Origin of the sequence: Tenacibaculum soleae (assembly GCF_030549005.1) — a bacterium.
Classification (GTDB): Bacteria; Bacteroidota; Bacteroidia; order Flavobacteriales; family Flavobacteriaceae; genus Polaribacter; species Polaribacter soleae.
Genome location: NZ_JAUOSW010000001.1, coordinates 502,055 through 520,402 on the forward strand (window position 1 = coordinate 502,055; position 18,348 = coordinate 520,402).

Consider the following 18,348-nt stretch of genomic DNA (forward strand, 5'->3'; position numbering starts at 1 on the left):
ATAGGATAGTGATAAAATAAAGGATAAATTTTTACAAATAAAAAAAAATCGTATTTTGCGCTACAGTTAACAAATTTTATACATTATGATGAAAAAACTATTTTTGGTTGCATTAGTACTGTTTGGTACGGCAACTATAGTTGCTCAGACGACCATAACAGGTACGGTAAATGACGCATCTCTTGGAGGACCATTACCAGGAGCAAACATTAAGGTTTTAAGAAAATCTGTAGGAACATCTACTGATTTTAATGGAAAGTTTACCATGACGGTAACTGATACTCCGCCTTTCACAATTGAAGTATCATCTTTAGGATACCAGTCAAAAAACGTTGAAATAACTAAAAATAATCAAGTTGTTGAGGTTAGTTTAACTGAAAATGCAACATCTTTAGACGAAGTTGTAATTTCAGCTTCTAGAACTCCAGAACGTATTATGGAATCTCCAGTTACGGTTGAAAGAATGGATGCTAGAGCAATTAGAAATACATCTTCTCCTTCTTTTTACGATGGTTTAGAAAATTTAAAAGGAGTAGATATTAACTCTAACAGTTTAACATTTAAATCGGTAAATACACGTGGTTTTGCAACGTTTGCAAATGAGCGTTTTATGCAGTTAGTAGATGGTATGGATAATTCATCTCCAGCCTTAAACTTTGCATTAGGTAACCTTTTAGGAATGTCTGAATTAGATGTAAAAACAGTAGAGTTATTACCAGGAGCTTCATCTGCATTATACGGAGCAAATGCATTTAACGGAATTATGTTTATGACTAGTAAAAGTCCTTTTGATGATCAAGGAATCAGCTATGTGTTAAAAACAGGAATGACAAGTCAAGAAGCGGCTGGAAACAATATGTTTTACGATACAAGCATTCGTATGGCACATGCTTTTAGTGATAAATTTGCAGCAAAGGCAACATTATCTTACTTAAAAGGTGAAGAATGGCATGCAACTGATTATAGAGATGAAAAAGATTTAACTTCTCTAAATCACTCAACTAACCCTAACTATAATGGTTTAAACACTTATGGTGACGAGGTTTCTCAAGATATGTATTCTGTAGGAGAATTATTAGTTGGAGCTGGGCGTTTACCTGCAGCTGCACTTGCAGCTTTACCAGCAAAAGGAACACAATCTGTCTCAAGAACAGGATATACAGACGTTGATTTAATGACTAATGAAGCTAAGAGTGTAAAATTTGGTGGTTCATTACATTACAGACCTTGGGGGAATGATCGTTTAGAAATTATTTGGAATTCTAAGTATGGTACCGGTAACACTATTTACCAAGGACAAAACAGATATAATATCCAGAATTTTTACATGGAGCAACATAAATTAGAATTTAAAGGTAAAAGTTTCTTTGTTCGTGGTTACATGACAAAGGAAGATGCTGGAGATTCTTATGATACTCGTTTTGCTGCAATTAATATCAACCGAGCATGGAAAGGAGATACACAATGGTTTGGTGAGTATGTAGGTGCTTATGCACAAGCATTTGGAGGGGCTATACCAGGTGTTCCTGCAGGTAACGGTCCTTTAGCACATTCAATCGCCCGTTCTCAAGCTGATGCAGGAAGATTTGAGCCAGGATCAAGTGCTTATAATTCAGCTTTTGAAAAAGTTAAGCAAGATCCAGATTTAGCAACAGGTTCTAAATTTCAAGATGAGACAAAACTATACCACGTAGATGCAAATTTAAATTTACAAGATTATATTGATTGGGCTGAAGTACAAGTAGGTGGTTCATACAGACAATATGTATTAAATTCAGGCGGAACAATTTTTACAGATTATGATGGTCCTATTGATTATGACGAATATGGTGTATATACACAAATTCAGAAAAAATTAATGGAAGATCGTTTAAAAGTTACAGCTTCTGCTCGTTATGATAAAGCACAAAACTTTAAAGGTAATGTATCACCTCGTTTATCATTGGCTTATGCAGCAGGTGAAGATAAAAACCACAACTTTAGAGCCTCAGTACAAACAGGTTTTAGAAACCCAACAACACAAGATCAATATATTGGTTTAGATGCTGGTAATGGTATATTATTAGGTACAGCTCCTGACAATATTGATAGATATACATCTACTCCATATAATTTAAGTACTGGAGGTACAGCTGTATTAACAGGTAGAATGGCATATGAAAACTCATACACTGAGGCTTCAGCTGGAGCATTTGCAGCAGCAGTAGCTAGTGGTACACCATTACCAACAGCAGTAGCTTTATTAGAAAAATCTGATGTAGATTTTGTAAAACCAGAGCACGTTACTGCGTTTGAAGTAGGTTATAGAGGGGTTGTTAAAGGGATTGCAATTGATTTAAACGTATACTACAACAAGTACAAAGATTTTATTGCTGCTGAAAATGTAGCAGCACCATTATATGGTACAGTTGGAGCTCCAGATTTTATGGCAATTGCAGCTTTAGGAGCTGGTGACTATAAAGGTGTGGCTTTAGATAGTAATTCAGATGAGGATGTGAGTTCTTATGGAGCAACAATTGGTTTAAATACAAAAGTATTAGACGGATTTAATGTAGGTTTAAACTATACATATTCTAAAATTGACTTAGATGAAGCTGCTGATTTTGAAGCAGGATTTAATACTCCAGAGCATAAAGTAAAGTTTCAGTTTGGTAAAACAAACATAATTGAAAACTTAGGATTTAATGTAAACGTAAGATGGCAAGATGCTTTCTTATGGGAGTCTTCTTTCTACGATGGTATGGTAGATGCTAGAACTGTTGTTGATGCTCAATTAAATTATAGAATTCCTTCTTGGAAAACTACATTTAAAGTGGGTGCAGCTAATATTGGTGGTAAAGAATACTTTAGTGCACCAGGTGTTGGAGCAATAGGTTCTCAGTACTTTGTTTCTTGGACAATCAATAACTAAGAATAACTTTATGTAGCGTACTTAATAGCGTTACGGATAAATAAACTAAAAAGGCTTCATTTTTAAATGAAGCCTTTTTTTATTCGTTACTGTTATCAATCCATTCTTTTATTTTTTTATCATTGATAATGTATTTTTTGTACTTATTGTCTCTATACCGATAATAAATAAATATGGGCATTAAAATAAAAGCCATAAACAAAACACCCAAACCCATAATTATTTGTGCTTTAGAGTGATTAGTGTTTAATAAGTAAGCGCCAATAGCCATCCAACATAAAAAGATGGCAAATAATATTTTGATTAAAGTTTTCATTTACTGATGATTTTAATTGCTGTAAAAATAAAAATCCTAAACAGATAGTTTAGGATTTTCTTTTTGAAATTGTAAAAAACAAAAAATTACATTTTTTGTAACCAATTTTTTACAGCTACTTCTTGATTTATAATTTCGTTCAATTCAGATATTTTAACGCGTTTTTGTTCCATCGTATCTCTATGACGAATGGTAACGCAATTATCATTTAACGTATCATGATCAACAGTAATACAAAAAGGTGTACCATTGGCATCCTGACGGCGGTAACGACGACCTACAGCATCTTTTTCATCGTAAGAAACGTTAAAGTCCCATTTTAAATCGTCCATTATTTTACGCGCAATTTCTGGTAAACCATCTTTTTTAACTAATGGCAAGATAGCTGCTTTTACTGGTGCTAAAATAGCAGGTAACTTTAAAACGGTTCTGGTTGTCCCGTTCTCTAAAGTTTCCTCTTGTAATGCGTTTGAAAATACCGCTAAAAACATTCTATCTAATCCGATTGAAGTTTCTACTACATATGGTGTATAACTTTGGTTATCTTCATGGTCAAAATATTGTAATTTTTTTCCTGAAAATTCTTCATGTGCTTTTAAATCGAAGTCTGTACGTGAATGAATTCCTTCTAATTCTTTAAATCCAAAAGGAAATTTAAATTCAATATCAGCAGCATTATCTGCATAGTGTGCTAATTTTTCATGATCATGAAAACGATAATTGTCAGCACCCATACCTAGTGATAAATGCCATTTTAAACGTGTTTCTTTCCATTTATTATACCATTCTTCTTGTGTTCCTGGTTTTACAAAAAATTGCATTTCCATCTGTTCAAATTCACGCATTCTAAAAATAAATTGACGCGCAACAATTTCGTTACGAAAAGCTTTACCGGTTTGTGCAATTCCGAAAGGAATTTTCATTCGACCAGTTTTTTGAACGTTTAAAAAGTTTACAAAAATACCTTGTGCTGTTTCTGGACGTAAATATAAATCCATTGCACTTTCGGCAGATGCACCTAATTTAGTACCAAACATTAAGTTGAATTGTTTAACCTCTGTCCAGTTTTTAGAACCTGTTAACGGATCGGCAATTTCTAATTCTTCAATTAATAATTTTACATCATCTAAATCTTCGTTTTCTAGAGATTTCCCTAAGCGAGATAAAATGGTATTTATTTTTTCTTGATAGCCTAAAACACGACCATTGGTAGTAATAAATTCATCTTTATTAAAAGAGTCTCCAAATCGTTTTGCAGCTTTTTTAACTTCTTTTTCAATTTTTCCTTCAATTTTAAGACAATAGTCCTCTACTAAAACATCGGCTCTATATCTTTTTTTTGAATCTTTGTTATCAATCAATGGATCATTAAAGGCATCTACGTGGCCTGAAGCCTTCCAAGTGGTTGGATGCATTAATATTGAGGCATCGATACCAACAATGTTTTCATGCATTTGCACCATTGCTTTCCACCAATAATCTCTAATGTTTTTCTTTAACTCTACTCCGTTTTGAGCATAATCGTATACGGCACTTAATCCGTCATATATTTCAGAAGATTGAAATACATAACCGTATTCTTTTGCGTGCGATAATACTTTTTTAAATTGATCTTCTTGTTTTGCCATACTGCAAAAATAAAAGAAGGTTTTAAACTAATACCATTCTAAAAGAAAAAAGTGAAGAATTTGTGTAAATTCTTCACTTTTTCTGTTGTTTTAAGTATTTTATTTAAGATTAAGTGCTGTAGCTCCTGAGTAAACGCCATCAACAAAAGCACTCACAGTATATTTACCTTTATTAATGTCATCTCTGTTAACTAAAACTAATGAAACAAGGCTCAGCCTATCGTTATTATAATTTACTTCAATAGAGTCGGTGTATTGTACTTTTCCTCCGTCTTTTAATTTGGTAACTCCTTTTGGAGCGATTACTTTTTTATTTTGGTCTATAATTTGAATATAAACAGATTTTTCTCCTGAACTGGCAACTAAGTTTTTTAATAAATCGAAGTTAATTTTAAAAGCATCTGTCTTACTAGACCTTGAAGTGGAGGTTAGTTTTCCACTACTACGTTCTTTCATGGCAACAACTTTAACAGAACTAGTTTTAATAACTCCACCAAGTGCTATTTTGGTTTCCATTTTTCTTTGTTTTTCTTCTAGTTCCTTGTTCTTTTCAGTTAAAGAAGTATTGATTGTTTCTTTTTGTTGTAAAATTTCATTGGTAATAATATTCTCTTGAGCTAATACATGATTGGCTGTGTTAAGTGAATCTACTCGAATAAACAAATTTCTGTTTTCACGCTCTAAAGTGGTAATCTTTTTTCGATATTTTATGATTAAATCATAATTGTCTATTCGCAAATTTTTAATAGAATCGCGAAGATTATTCATTTTAACAAGTTCAACTTTTAGGCGTTTAGAAAGACGTTTTTTACGTACAACTACATCTGTATAGTCTTTTATCATTTCGTCTAGTTCTTTTTCTAAATCAGCTCTTTCTTGCTGAAATATTTCCTGTAAGTCGTTGTATTGACTGGTTTTTTGAAATGAATATAGTGTTAGGAAGAGGGTTATTACAAGTAATAAAACTACAAACGCGTTTTTTCTTTTTTGAGGGGTCATAATTTAAGGGGGGTTAGTTAGCTATATCGTTTTTATGTCATTGTTATTTAAGTTCTATAGATGTACTTTTTGCATAAAAGCCATCAACAAAAACATTAATTTTGTAGAGGCCTTTATTAATTTTATTTCTATTTACATTAATAAATGATACTATCGAAAGCTGTTTATTATGATATTTAGCAGCTAATATATCGTTGCAAAGTATTTTATCTTTGTTTTTTAAGGTTACTTCTTTTGCAGGAAAAAGTACGTTTTTATTATTTATTATTTGAATGTAAATAGGTTTAGGCCCTGGGCTAATAATATTATTTTCTAACAGATTAAACTCTATTTTAAAAGCATCTGTTTTGTTAGATCTAGAGGTAGAAGTATGTTTGCCACTCCTTCTTTTTTTCATCGCTACTACCTTTATTGATGAAATTTCAATAATTTCTGCAATTGCAATTTTTTGTTTCAACTCTTTTTTTTGCTGATCTAAGGAATTGTTTTTATGTTTTAATTTAATATTTTGCTTTTCTTTTGTAATTAAAACTTCAGTTACACTATCATTTTTTGTTAATAATTGATTATTTATTAAGTTTAAAGAATCTATATGGTTAAAAAGAGCTTTATTTTGAGTAACTAATTCTGAAATTCGTCTACGATAAAAACGAAACGATCTATAATCACTAGTTCTTAAGCTATTAATGGTGTCTTTAAGTTTTATAATATCATAAAGCTTATTGCTTAGGTTTAAAGAAATATTATTATTGTTTGAAACAGCCGTTTCATAATCCTTTATAACACTATTTAACTCTGTTTCTAACTCTTTTTTTTCTATTTTAAAAGCATCCTTTAAATCAGCATATTCACTAGCATTTTGATACGATAATAGCCCAATGGTAATAATCAACACAAGTAAAAAGGCTATAAAACCAGTATTCTTTATTTTTGTAGTACTCATTGGGGGTTACAAGGAATATTTTGATGTATTTGGCACTAATATACTATTTTTTACACAGTTATAAATAAACGCTGGTGGAAAATTAAGTGGCTCAAAACTTAGTTTAATATTTTTACCAAAAACTTTTTGTAGTTTCTGATAATAAGTTAGGCTGTATTGGTATTGAATAAATAAGCCATTATTATTTAAAGCCTGATGACTTTTAAGTAGAATATTATGTGATATTTTTTTAGGAAGAATAGTTAAGGGTAAACTAGAAATTATATAATCAACATTTGTAAAACCAAGTTTTTTTATTTCGGGGATTATTTTTTCGGCAGAAGCTTTTAAAATAATTAATTGTGGATGCTTTATTTTGTTCAATTCGTTGTAAAATACGGTATTAATCTCAAAACATATTAATACGGTATTTGGTTGTATTTTATTTAAAATAGCATGGGTTATCGCACCATTTCCAGGGCCTAGTTCAACAATAACTTTTGCTTTTTTAAAAGTGATATATTTAAGCATTTTATTAGCTAAATACTTAGAGCTAGGTACAATTGTACCAGATGTTTTGTAGTTTTTTATAGCTTCCTTAAAAAAATTAAATCTTTTACTCAAAATGTAGTTTTATTATGTTTTTTGTATATTTCTATGAAAAATTTGCTTGTAAATATGCAATATTTAAAAGACATATTCTATTTATTTTATCCTAATTTATGTGTTAATTGTTGTGTAACATTATTACAAAACGAACAATATTTATGCACATTATGTAATAATCAATTACCTATTATAAATGACAATGAATATGTAAATAATACGTTATTGACTCCTTTTTATGGTAAGGTATCGGTTAAACATGTACGCTCCTTTATATATTATCAAAAAAAAGGTATTAGTCAAAAAATTATTCATGAAATAAAATATAAAAACCAGCCTGAACTAGGAATATTTATTGCCAATTGGTTTGGCGAATGTTTAAAGAAGTCAGGTGTTTTTAGCGAAATAGATTATATTGTTCCAGTGCCATTGCACAAAAAAAAGAGGCAAAAAAGAGGGTACAATCAGCTTACAATGTTCGGACAAAGATTAAGCGAAATTTTAAATATTGAATATAAGCCAGCAGTTTTAGTAAAAACATCAATTACAAAAACACAAACATTTAAGCATCGTTTTGAACGTTTTTTAGATGTAAAAACAACGTTTGAGCTAATTGATGTTGAAATATTTAAAAACAAACATATTTTGTTAATTGATGATGTAATTACTACTGGAGCAACTTTAGTAGCTTGTAGTAAAGAATTATTAAAAGTAAAAAATATTACGATAAGCATTGCTACGATGGCATATACTAAAAAAGGATAATTTTTGTTGCTGTTATTTTAGTACTTTTGATGTTGAAATTAAACAATCAATTTGTGAAAAATAAGGTGTTATTTTTAGTCGTTTTAGTATCAATTGTAATTATAAGTTGTGCTCGTAGAGGTAGGCCAGATGGAGGTCCGAAAGATGAAGACGCGCCAATTATGGTTACAGCCAACCCACCCTATGAATCGATTCATTTTAATAAAAAAGAGATTAAAATTGAATTTGATGAATACATTGTACTAAAAAATATTTCTAAGCAATTAGTAATTTCACCACCCTTGAAATACCCGCCAATAATAACCCCTCAAGGTACACCAAGTAAATATATTAATATTGAAATTTTAGATACTTTAAGAACCAATACGACCTATACTTTTAATTTTGGAAACGCAGTTCAAGATAATAATGAAAAAAATACATTAGAGAGTTTTAAGTACGTTTTTTCTACCGGAAATTATATTGATTCTTTAAAAATAAAAGGAGCGGTAACAACAGCTTTTACCAAAGAAAAATTAAAAAACATTAGTGTTTTATTATACCGATTAGATAGTAGTTATACTGATTCGGTTATTTACAAACAAAAACCTAATTATGTTACTAATACCTTAGATTCTACTAATTTTGAGTTTACCAATTTAAAAGACGGAAAGTATTTATTGCTAGGGTTAAAAGAGGCTTCAAGTGATTATCTTTTTAATAGTAAAACTGATGAAATAGGTTTTTACACAGATACTATTTCTTTACCAAAAGATACCCTAATAACTAAGCCAATTCGTATTTTTAAAGAAAAACAGCCGTTTAAATTTAAAAGAGGAAAAGAAATTGTAAAAGGTAAAATTCAGTTTGGTTATGAAGGTGAAAAGGGTAATATGAACATTAAGTTGTTGTCTAAAGTTCCTGATACTTTTAAATCGTTTTTTCAATATGAAAAAGACAAAGATACTCTTAATTACTGGCATACTCCTTTAAAAAGGGATTCGTTAAACTTTATGGTAACCAACAAAAACTTTATTGATACTATAAAAGTTCGTTTGCGTAAAAAGAAAATAGACTCGTTAACAATGTCTTCAAGTATTAGTAAAACACTACATTTAAACGATACCTTATTTTTAGAAAGTAATAATCCCATTGTTAGAATTGATACATCTAAATTTTCGATTGTAGATAAAGATACCGTAAATGTTAATTTTGAAGTAAAAAAACAAGCAATTAACAAATTGGCTATTCTATTTGAAAAAACACCAAAAATGACTTATAAATTTGATGTTTTACCAAAAGGGATTATCGACTTATATGAAACACCAAACGATTCGTTAAACTATAATTTTAAAACACTTACCTCAGAAGATTATGGAAGCATAATTTTAGATCTTAATAAAGAAACAAATCACCCCGTTATAATTCAACTTTTACATAAAGATAAAGTGTTGAAAACAAGATATATTTCATCTTCTAAAAAAATAGAATTCAATTTATTAGAACCAAAAGAGTATACCGTTAGAGCAATTATTGATGAAAATAATAACCATGTTTGGGATACAGGAAGTTTTCTGTTAAAAAAGCAACCAGAACAGGTTATATACTTTGATAAAGTTTTTAAGTTAAGAGCTAATTGGATTCAAAATGAAACTTTTGTTATTAAATAAATTAATAATTTTTACTCTTCGTAACTAGTAGCACTTGGGCAAAATAACAAATCGGTAGGGTTATCAATATCGTATAAATATTGATAACTTCTGGTTTCTTTTTCGCAAAAAGGTGCTATTAATTTTAACATAGTTTCAAATCCACTTAAGGTAAGAATACAAAAAAATGTTTCGTTATCTTTTGTTAAAATGCCTTCATCAGATTTAAACAAACCGAATATTAAATTACAATTACGGGGTTCAATAAAATCTACTTCAGATAAATCTAACTTCTGTCTTTTTTCAATAATGGTTTCTTTAAGTAAATTTCTAAACTTAATAGCCTCTGCTTTATTAAAATTGTAGAGTCTTACAAGATTTTCATCATGCCCATTTATATTTGCTATATAATCCAGTTCCATTTTTTCTTATTAATGTGCTTCTAACCAGTTTTGCCCAATTCCCATTTCTACATCTAACGGAACAGCCATTTTAAAAGCATTTTCCATTTCCTCTTTAATAATCGGCTTAATTATTTCTAACTCGTCTTTATGAGTGTCAAAAACCAATTCATCATGCACTTGTAATAGCATTTTCGATGTAAAGTTTTCTTTTTCAAATCGATTATAAATGTTAATCATAGCTAACTTTATAATATCGGCAGCACTTCCTTGTATTGGTGCGTTTACAGCATTACGCTCAGCAGCTCCGCGAACAATGGCATTTCTTGAGTTGATGTTTTTTAAATACCTACGACGGTTTAAAATCGTTTCTACATAACCATTATCACGTGCAAAATCAACTTGGTTAGCCATGTATTTTTTAAGTTTCGGATAGGTTTCGTAATACGTATCAATTAATGCTTTTGCTTCTTTACGAGATAAATCGGTTTGATTGCTTAAACCGAAGGCTGAAACTCCATATACAATTCCGAAATTTACCGTTTTTGCGTTGCTACGTTGCTCGCGAGTAACTTCATTTAACGGAACATTAAAAACTTTTGCAGCCGTTGAAGCGTGAATATCTTCTCCATTTTTAAAGGCTTCAATCATCGTTTCTTCTTCGCTTAAAGCAGCAATAATTCGTAATTCTATTTGCGAATAATCGGCAGCAAGTAATACATGGTTTTCATCTCTCGGAACAAAAGCTTTTCTAACCTCTTGTCCGCGTTTTGTACGAATAGGAATATTCTGTAAGTTCGGGTTATTAGAACTCAATCTACCTGTAGCAGCAACAGCTTGTGCATAAGATGTATGAATACGTCCCGTTTTAGTGTTTACTTCGTTTGGCAAAGCATCAACATAGGTACTTTGTAGTTTTTTATACTGGCGATATTCTTGAATATCGCGAATAATTTGATGGTCTTTTGCTAAAAACGACAATACATCTTCGGCGGTTGAATACTGTCCTGTTTTTGTTTTCTTTGGTTTGTCAACCAATTGCATATTTTCAAACAATACAATACCTAACTGTTTTGGTGAAGCAATATTAAACTCTTCGCCAGCTTGTTCGTAAATGCTTTTTTCTAAGCGGGCAATATCATTCGCTAAATCAACAGAAAGCTCTTTTAAAAACGGCACATTTAAATTGATTCCTTCAATTTCCATTGCGGTTAAAACCGAAACTAAAGGTGTTTCTATATCGTTAAATAATTTGGTAACATTTCCGCTTTCTAACTCTTTTGTAAAATGTTCTTTTAATTGCAACGTAATATCAGCATCTTCAACAGCATATTCAGTTTGTTTGGTAATTTCAACTTGTCGCATTGAAAGTTGATTTTTACCTTTTTTACCAATTAAATCAATAATTGGCATTGGTTGGTAATTTAAATACGTTTCTGCCAAAACATCCATTCCGTGGCGCATATCTGGGTTAATCAAATAATGCGCAATCATGGTATCAAACAACCTTCCTTTTACGGGCATGTTATAATTTGATAAAACTTTGATATCGTATTTTAAATTATGGCCAATTTTTTCAATTTCAGAAGCTTCAAAAAACGGACGAAATTCTTCTAAAATAGTTTTGGTTTCCTCTTGGTTTTCAGGAAAAGAAACATAGTATCCTTTACCAGTTTCCCATGAAAAAGAAATTCCGATTAATTCAACTTCTAAGGCTTTTAAACCTGTAGTTTCGGTATCAAAACAAATGGATTTTTGTTGTAATAACTTTGCTAATAATAACTTTCTTGATAGCAGTGTATTTATGTGTTGATAAAAATGAGAAGTGTTTTGTAAGTTTTTATAACCAGAAATACTTTCATCTTCAGTTAAATTTCCTGCGCCAGGTGTAGCAAATAAATCAAATTGTCCAGCGGTATTTTTATCAGCTGCCTTTTTTGATTTAGCTGTTGTTTTTTCCTCTTTTTTAACTTCGGATGCGTTTTCAGAAACGCCAAAAGTTTTTAGAAAATTATCAGTTAAACGACGAAATTCTAAATCAGTAAAAATCTCTTTGGTCGCTTCAATATTTGGTTGGCACATTTCAAAATCTTCTTGATGAAACTCTACCGGAACATCTAACATAATGGTTGCTAGTTCTTTTGATAAAAGTCCAAGTTCGGCATTTGCTTCTACCTTTTCTTTCATTTTACCTTTTAAATCAGCTGTATTTGCCAATAAATTTTCCATAGAACCATATTGGGCTAAGAATTTCTTGGCCGTTTTTTCACCAACACCAGGTAATCCAGGGATATTATCAACAGAATCTCCCATCATCCCTAAAAAATCGATTACTTGTTCGGGTCTTTCTACACCAAATTTTTCTTGTACTTCGGGTATTCCCCAAGTTTCATATCCACCGCCAAAACGTGGGCGATACATAAAAATATTTTCAGAAACTAGTTGGGCAAAATCCTTATCTGGCGTTACCATATAAGTTTGGTAGCCTTCTTTTTCGGCTTTTTTAGCTAAGGTTCCTATAATATCATCTGCCTCAAATCCTTCTTTTACAATAGCAGGAATGTTCATCGCCTTTAATATTTCTTCGATATACGGAACGGCAATTTTTATAGCTTCAGGCGTTTCTTGCCTGTTGGCTTTGTATTCAGGAAAAGCATCCACTCTGGCAACCGATCCGCCACGATCAAAACACACTGCTAAATGATCAGGACGCTCACGTTTTATAACATCTAACAGCGAATTTGTAAAACCTAAAATTGCTGAAACATCCATTCCTTTTGAGTTAATTCGTGGATTTTTTATAAAAGCGTAATATCCTCTGAATATTAATGCGAAAGCGTCGAGTAAAAAAAGTCGTTTTTGATCTGCCATTTTTATATGTTAAACCCATTAAAATAGGTTGATTATCAGTAATTATTTGTCGAAAATTAATCGGTAAAAGAATCGAAGTTATCTTCGATGGTAAAACTACAAAACTTTAACAAGATGTTAAAAATTGATTTTTAATAATCAACCTATCTTTGTATGACTTTTAAAAACTGTATATGTCTCGTTTATTGGTAACCATCGTTGTTTTTTTATTATTTATTATAGTGTTTGAAAGCTATGCTTTTCAGGCAATAAAAACAATTACTAAAAATAATTTTTTCCGTTATGGGTGGTTGTTCTTAGGCTTCTTAGCGTACGCTAATTTTTTTTATACAATGGTTTTTTATGATAGAAATTCTGGGCAAACGCCACAATTTCAATTGGCAGTAGCAATGCTTTTGGTAGCATTAATACCAAAATTAATTATCTTATTAGTTATGTTTGGCGAAGATGTTGTTAGGTTTATTCAAAAAGGAATTTCTTTTTTATCAGCAAATGAAACAAAGCCCTTGGCAAGCCGAAGAAGTTTTGTTGCAAAAATAGCTTTGGGTATTGCTGCAATTCCGTTTGCAAGTATTTTATATGGTATTTTTAAAGGAAAGTATAATTATAAGGTTATAAAATATCAATTATTATTTAAAGATTTACCTGATGCTTTTGATGGATTTACGATTACGCAAGTAACCGACATACATTCTGGTAGTTTTACCAATAAAGAGGAAATAAGCTATGGTGTTGATTTGATTAATGAGCAAAAATCTGATTTACTTTTGTTTACAGGTGATATTGTAAATAATTTTGCCCATGAAATGGATGATTGGGTTGATGTTTTTAAAAAATTAGAAGCTCCGGTTGGTAAATATTCGATATTAGGAAATCATGATTATGGTGATTATTCAAAATGGAAAAGTGAAGAAGATAAAGCTGCAAATTTTAAAGCAATAAAAGAAATTCATCCAAAAATTGGTTTTGAGTTATTGTGTAATGAAAACCGATATATTGAAAAGGATGGTCAAAAAATAGCTTTAGTTGGGGTAGAAAATTGGGGAAAAGGTTTTAACAAAGCTGGTGATCTTAAAAAAGCGTCTGAAGGAATTGAAAAAGATGATTTTAAAATTTTAATGAGCCATGATCCAAGTCATTGGGAGTATAAAGTAAAAAAAGATGATTTTAATTACCAGTTAACGTTAAGTGGGCATACGCACGGGTTGCAATTTGGTATTGAAATACCAGGGTGGTTTAAGTGGAGTCCGTCACAATATGTTTATAAGCAATGGGCTGGTTTATATGAAGAGTTTGGTCGTTACATTAATGTAAATAGAGGTTTTGGATATCATGCGTTTCCTGGTAGGGTAGGTATTTGGCCTGAAATTACGGTAATTGAATTGAAAAAAGCTTGATTTTCAGGGTTTTTAACAAATGTTAATATCTAATTGAAAAAAAAATAGTAATTTTGAAAGATTTTATTTATAAAAATATAAAATACCATGACAAAATTTGGTGAAATTATAAGTGTTAACAAGCCTGTTTTAATTGATTTTTACGCAGATTGGAGTGAGTTAGAGCCTAGTTTAGATACGCTTCGTGATGTTGCTGCAGCTTTAGGCGATAAAGCAAAAGTAATTAAGATTGATATTAGACAAAACGAAATTTTAGCTGAAGCTTTACGGGTTAAAGGTAACCCTACTTTTATGATTTATAAAGAGGGGCGAATGAAATGGCGACAAACAGGTGAACAAGATGCAAATACTTTAATTGGTTTGGTACAGCAGTACGTTTAAAACCATTTTAATATAATTACCATAAAACAGGTGTTATTTCACTTGTCTTTTTAAAGTTTAAGTGTTAAAGCTAAACTTACTACGTTAAAAGCGCAGCTACGATATAGTAACTGCGCTTTTTTTATATAATAATATTCTTAAAATATTAAGGTTTAATAGTATCTAATTCTTGAGGAAATTGCTCCTGTTCTTCTTCGTCAGACATTAGGTGTTTAAATAAACGTGCGTGGTTTAAATAATCCTGAAATGCTTTTTTACCATATTCAGTGTCGTTGTCATAACGTGAAATTTGCTGAATTAGATTTTGATACATATATAAAGTTGTCTCTAAATTGTCAAGAATCAAATCAACGTCTTCATCTTTAAAAGTGCTGTAATACTTTAATTTTTGCTGAAAAACAGTAATCAAAGTTTCTACAGTTTCATGAGCTTTGTCAATATCGCCTATGCGATAGTATAGTTCTGGATATCCTAAAGAAATACTATAATGACCAAAATCGTTAATTGGCATTTTGTATAACGATAAATCTAACACATCTTTTGCGTTTACAGAATCTCCTTCTTTTAAAAACTCTTCAGATAAACGCATTAAATTATTACGGATAGATATTGCATTGCGTTTGCTTTGTTCATCTAAATAAACTTTGCCATTGTTTATGGTTTTCCAATCCCATTTTTTAACGTTGTCGTACATTTTTTTAGTGTCGATACGTCCCATATTAAACATTGTTTTTCCTTTGTTAGGTGTTTTTATAGGAACAAATTTATACGACATTCCGTCTAACTGAATATAATCTTTTAACCAAATATATTCTTCATCGGCATTGGCACCACCTGTAAAATAAATAGGGCGTTTCCAATCAAAATTATTTAAAATATCAAGCATTAAAATTCTGTTTTTTGCTAAAGCTTGGGCATCAACAGTAATATCTATATAATCTAGAATTTTATCAGCATCTTTTTGTGCTACTAAGCCTGTTTTTAAAACATTGGCTTTATTTACCGGAATTCGAATTTTATTTGTTGGATAAAATTTTTCTCTTACATCGTTTTCCTCATCAATATAATAGGTGGCATCATTGTCGCTTTCAATCCATCTCATAAAATTTTTGATAGAGATAATAGAGTCTTTAAACCTTGGATGTGGAATGTGGTAGGCAACATCTAAGGTTCCGTACTTGTATTGATCGTGCGTTAATTGCGACGGAATAGGATCTGCTTCATAGGTTTTCTTTTTCATTTGATCGATGTACCAATCGGTTTGAAAAAGACTTGTGTTTACAATCTTAATATCTCTTCGTACACCTTCAACTTGTTGCATATACCATAAAGGGAATGTATCATTATCACCAATGGTAAAAATTATCGCATTTGGGTCGCAACTTTCTAAATAGGTTTGTGCGTTTAACTGAGCAATATAGCGATCGCCTCTGTCATGATCATCCCAGTTTTGAGCTCCCATTAGCACAGGAACTGCTAATAATGAAATAGTAGAAACGGCAATGGCAACAGTTTTTTTATTGGCGTAATTTTTCAAATAATCATATAATGCTAACACTCCGAAACCTATCCAAATAGCAAAAACATAAAACGAACCTACCACGGCATAATCACGCTCACGAGGCTCAAAAGGTTTTGGGTTGGTGTAAAATATAATTGCAAAACCAGTAAAGGCAAAAAATAAAGCAAGTGTATATAAATTATTTTTGTCTTTTTTATATTGATAAAACAACCCAATTAGTCCTAAAATTAAAGGTAAAAAGAAATATTTGTTTCGTCCTTTATTGTTTTTTATGTCGTCAGGTAAGTTTTGTTGCGAACCTAAGCGAGCTTCATCAATAAAATCGATTCCACTTAACCAGTTTCCGTTTTCAATATCTAAATGTCCTTGTGCATCGTTTTGTCTACCAACAAAATTCCACATAAAATAACGTCCGTACATGTATCCAAATTGATAATCAATCATAAATTTCATGTTCTCTATAAATGTAGGGCGTCTTTTACTTCGTGCAGGAATTCCGGCAATTCGTTTGTAATGTTGCTCAGAAGCAGGGTTTACCATTCGAGGGATAAAACCTTTGTGTTTGCTTGAGTAATTAGGTAATACGTTTTTGTATTTGTTTACAATAACATATTTACCGTTTTTCTTTTCATATTTTGGTTTGTCATCTTTGTAAGGCTGATTTGCATCTTGCTCTCTATCGTAAGTAACTGAGTAATACTTATCATAAAACACGTTAGCATCACCATACTGTTCACGATTATAATAAGCTAATAACTCACGCGCACTCGATGGATTGTTTTCGTTAATAATCGTATCGGCATTTGCACGAATTGGTAGCATTAGCCAAGATGAAAAACCAATCATAATAAATAAAACCGACAATACTAAGGTGTTTGCCGTTACCAAGTTTTTTTTGCGTGTATAGTTTAATCCGAAGTAAAATAATCCGATTAAAACTAAGCCAGCAATTATGGTTCCTGAGTTATATGGTAATCCTATTTGATTGATAAAAAATAATTCTGATACACTAAAAAACTTTAATGTAAACGGGAATAAAAATTTAAAAACAAAAGCCAAAACAAATATTGAAATAAGTGTTGCAATGGCAGTTGATTTTAAATTGATGTTTTTATATGTTTTAAAGAAATATAATAAAACAATTGATGGAATTACTAAAAGAGATAAAATGTGCACTCCGAAAGATAATCCTACTACAAAACTAATTACTACCAGCCACTTATTACCTCTTGGGGTGTTAATTTCGCTTTCCCACCTTAAGCCTAACCAAAATAATAGAGCCATTAAAAAAGATGACATTGCATAAACCTCTCCCTCTACGGCGCTAAACCAAAAACTATCAGAAAATGTGTATGCTAAAGCACCAACCAATCCACTACCTAAAACGGCAATCGCTTCGTTTTTACTGAATTTACCATTTTTAAATGCCATTTTTTTGGCTAAATTGGTAATAGTCCAAAACATAAAAAGAATGGTAAAAGCACTGGCTAAGCCCGACATAAAGTTTACCATTTTAGCCCATTGACTAGGGTCGTTACTAAACATTGCAAAGAATGCGCCAAGCATTTGAAATAACGGAGCTCCAGGTGGATGCCCAACTTCTAAATTTACTGCGGTAGAAATGTATTCTCCACAATCCCACGAACTAACGGTAGGTTCTAAAGTTAATGTATATGTAATTAATGCCACGGCAAATGAAAACCATCCTAAAATGATATTCCACTTTTTGTAGTTAAATTCGTTCATAGTTTTTTGTATAATAAAGTACGAAAGTATTAATAACTGTTGATTTTTTACTGAAAACAAAAATATAATTTTGAAGTAGTTAACTAACTCTTTGTGTATATAAAGTTGTGTTAAATGAAAAAAAACACAAAAAATTTGTCAAAATATAATTTTGTTCTATATTTGCACCCGCAATAAGTTATTGGCCTATGGTGTAATTGGTAACACACCGGTTTTTGGTACCGACATTCAAGGTTCGAGTCCTTGTAGGCCAAC

13 protein-coding genes and 1 tRNA gene are annotated in these 18,348 nt (G+C 31.1%); 6 read left to right on the forward strand and 8 right to left on the reverse strand.

The window, feature by feature from the left end; genetic code table 11:
* Positions 1–85: 85 nt before the first annotated feature.
* Positions 86–2,911, forward strand: coding sequence for a TonB-dependent receptor (locus tag Q4586_RS02280; protein ID WP_303525957.1), 2,826 nt, complete (start codon positions 86–88; stop codon positions 2,909–2,911).
* A 79-nt stretch (positions 2,912–2,990) separates the two neighbouring features.
* Here Q4586_RS02280 and Q4586_RS02285 read toward each other — a convergent pair whose 3' ends face one another.
* The 5 genes from Q4586_RS02285 to Q4586_RS02305 form a co-directional block, all read right to left on the reverse strand.
* Positions 2,991–3,227: a hypothetical protein gene (locus tag Q4586_RS02285; protein WP_068702253.1), complete on the reverse strand. Its 237-nt coding sequence runs from the start codon at positions 3,225–3,227 to the stop codon at positions 2,991–2,993.
* An 86-nt stretch (positions 3,228–3,313) separates the two neighbouring features.
* Positions 3,314–4,855: a glycine--tRNA ligase gene (locus Q4586_RS02290; RefSeq protein ID WP_303525959.1), complete on the reverse strand. Its 1,542-nt coding sequence runs from the start codon at positions 4,853–4,855 to the stop codon at positions 3,314–3,316.
* 99 nt (positions 4,856–4,954) lie between these two features.
* Positions 4,955–5,854, reverse strand: coding sequence for a DUF8428 domain-containing protein (locus Q4586_RS02295; RefSeq protein WP_068702257.1), 900 nt, complete (start codon positions 5,852–5,854; stop codon positions 4,955–4,957).
* Positions 5,855–5,897: 43 nt separating this feature from the next.
* The gene (locus tag Q4586_RS02300) at positions 5,898–6,797 is read right to left on the reverse strand and encodes a DUF8428 domain-containing protein (RefSeq protein WP_068702259.1); all 900 of its coding nucleotides are present in this window, start codon (positions 6,795–6,797) and stop codon (positions 5,898–5,900) included.
* A 6-nt stretch (positions 6,798–6,803) separates the two neighbouring features.
* Positions 6,804–7,400: a class I SAM-dependent methyltransferase gene (locus tag Q4586_RS02305; RefSeq protein WP_303525962.1), complete on the reverse strand. Its 597-nt coding sequence runs from the start codon at positions 7,398–7,400 to the stop codon at positions 6,804–6,806.
* Positions 7,401–7,454: 54 nt separating this feature from the next.
* Here Q4586_RS02305 and Q4586_RS02310 point away from each other — a divergent pair, with 54 nt between their 5' ends.
* Together Q4586_RS02310 and Q4586_RS02315 are read left to right on the forward strand one after the other, a co-directional pair.
* Positions 7,455–8,147: a ComF family protein gene (locus tag Q4586_RS02310; protein ID WP_303525964.1), complete on the forward strand. Its 693-nt coding sequence runs from the start codon at positions 7,455–7,457 to the stop codon at positions 8,145–8,147.
* A gap of 53 nt (positions 8,148–8,200) precedes the next feature.
* Positions 8,201–9,796, forward strand: coding sequence for an Ig-like domain-containing domain (locus Q4586_RS02315; RefSeq protein ID WP_303525965.1), 1,596 nt, complete (start codon positions 8,201–8,203; stop codon positions 9,794–9,796).
* 11 nt (positions 9,797–9,807) lie between these two features.
* Here Q4586_RS02315 and Q4586_RS02320 read toward each other — a convergent pair whose 3' ends face one another.
* On the reverse strand, positions 9,808–10,197 hold the full coding sequence (locus Q4586_RS02320; RefSeq protein WP_068702270.1) for a hypothetical protein: 390 nt from the start codon (positions 10,195–10,197) through the stop codon (positions 9,808–9,810).
* 9 nt (positions 10,198–10,206) lie between these two features.
* Complete coding sequence (gene polA, locus Q4586_RS02325; RefSeq protein WP_303525966.1) at positions 10,207–13,047, reverse strand: DNA polymerase I; 2,841 nt, start codon at positions 13,045–13,047, stop codon at positions 10,207–10,209.
* A gap of 173 nt (positions 13,048–13,220) precedes the next feature.
* Between polA and Q4586_RS02330 the strand changes: the two genes are divergently transcribed.
* Positions 13,221–14,444 carry a metallophosphoesterase gene (locus Q4586_RS02330; RefSeq protein WP_303525967.1) on the forward strand — a complete coding sequence of 408 codons (1,224 nt, stop codon included), beginning with the start codon at positions 13,221–13,223 and terminating at the stop codon, positions 14,442–14,444.
* 87 nt (positions 14,445–14,531) lie between these two features.
* Entirely contained in the window at positions 14,532–14,825 is a 294-nt protein-coding gene (locus Q4586_RS02335; RefSeq protein ID WP_068702276.1) for a thioredoxin family protein, read from the forward strand.
* A 145-nt stretch (positions 14,826–14,970) separates the two neighbouring features.
* On the opposite strand, the gene Q4586_RS02340 is transcribed toward Q4586_RS02335, so the two are convergent.
* Positions 14,971–18,093 carry a glycosyltransferase family 117 protein gene (locus Q4586_RS02340; RefSeq protein WP_303525969.1) on the reverse strand — a complete coding sequence of 1,041 codons (3,123 nt, stop codon included), beginning with the start codon at positions 18,091–18,093 and terminating at the stop codon, positions 14,971–14,973.
* Positions 18,094–18,275: 182 nt separating this feature from the next.
* Between Q4586_RS02340 and Q4586_RS02345 the strand changes: the two genes are divergently transcribed.
* Positions 18,276–18,347: transfer RNA gene (locus tag Q4586_RS02345), tRNA-Gln, on the forward strand.
* Position 18,348: the final 1 nt, after the last annotated feature.

Bases quoted from the DNA above. Each gene is read 5' to 3' on its own strand.
- Q4586_RS02280 (WP_303525957.1), top strand. From the start codon at position 86: ATGATGAAAAAACTATTTTTGGTTGCATTAGTACTGTTTGGTACGGCA.
- Q4586_RS02285 (WP_068702253.1), bottom strand. From the start codon at position 3,227: ATGAAAACTTTAATCAAAATATTATTTGCCATCTTTTTATGTTGGATG.
- Q4586_RS02290 (WP_303525959.1), bottom strand. From the start codon at position 4,855: ATGGCAAAACAAGAAGATCAATTTAAAAAAGTATTATCGCACGCAAAA.
- Q4586_RS02295 (WP_068702257.1), bottom strand. From the start codon at position 5,854: ATGACCCCTCAAAAAAGAAAAAACGCGTTTGTAGTTTTATTACTTGTA.
- Q4586_RS02300 (WP_068702259.1), bottom strand. From the start codon at position 6,797: ATGAGTACTACAAAAATAAAGAATACTGGTTTTATAGCCTTTTTACTT.
- Q4586_RS02310 (WP_303525964.1), top strand. From the start codon at position 7,455: ATGCAATATTTAAAAGACATATTCTATTTATTTTATCCTAATTTATGT.
- Q4586_RS02320 (WP_068702270.1), bottom strand. From the start codon at position 10,197: ATGGAACTGGATTATATAGCAAATATAAATGGGCATGATGAAAATCTT.
- polA (WP_303525966.1), bottom strand. From the start codon at position 13,047: ATGGCAGATCAAAAACGACTTTTTTTACTCGACGCTTTCGCATTAATA.
- Q4586_RS02330 (WP_303525967.1), top strand. From the start codon at position 13,221: ATGTCTCGTTTATTGGTAACCATCGTTGTTTTTTTATTATTTATTATA.
- Q4586_RS02335 (WP_068702276.1), top strand. From the start codon at position 14,532: ATGACAAAATTTGGTGAAATTATAAGTGTTAACAAGCCTGTTTTAATT.
- Q4586_RS02340 (WP_303525969.1), bottom strand. From the start codon at position 18,093: ATGAACGAATTTAACTACAAAAAGTGGAATATCATTTTAGGATGGTTT.